Source organism: Paenibacillus sp. TSM33, from assembly GCF_056099025.1.
In genome coordinates this window covers 1-326 of record NZ_JBLZXB010000052.1, presented here as the reverse complement: position 1 = coordinate 326, position 326 = coordinate 1, and the positions used below count along the sequence as shown (strand labels likewise).

At 55.2% G+C, this 326-nt stretch carries 1 rRNA gene; it reads left to right on the top strand.

From position 1 onward, the window contains the following. Window positions 1–5 precede the first annotated feature (5 nt). Window positions 6–326 (top strand): 23S ribosomal RNA (locus tag ACN6NF_RS25840); the annotation flags it as partial.

Sequence of the window (326 nt, the reverse complement as noted above, 5' to 3'; positions counted from 1 at the left end):
AGATCCGCCGAAAGCCTAAGGGTTCCTGAGGAAGGTTCGTCCGCTCAGGGTAAGTCGGGACCTAAGGCGAGGCCGATAGGCGTAGTCGAAGGACAACAGGTCGAAATTCCTGTACCACCGTAATCCGCTATGAGCGATGGGGTGACGCAGTAGGGTAGTGACGCGGACTGATGGATGTCCGTCTAAGCAGTGAGGCTGATGTGTAGGCAAATCCGCACATCGTAAGGCTGGGCTGTGATGGGGAGCGAAAATTACAGTAGCGAAGGTCATGATCTCAGACTGCCAAGAAAAGCCTCTAGCCAGGAGAAGGTGCCCGTACCGCAAAC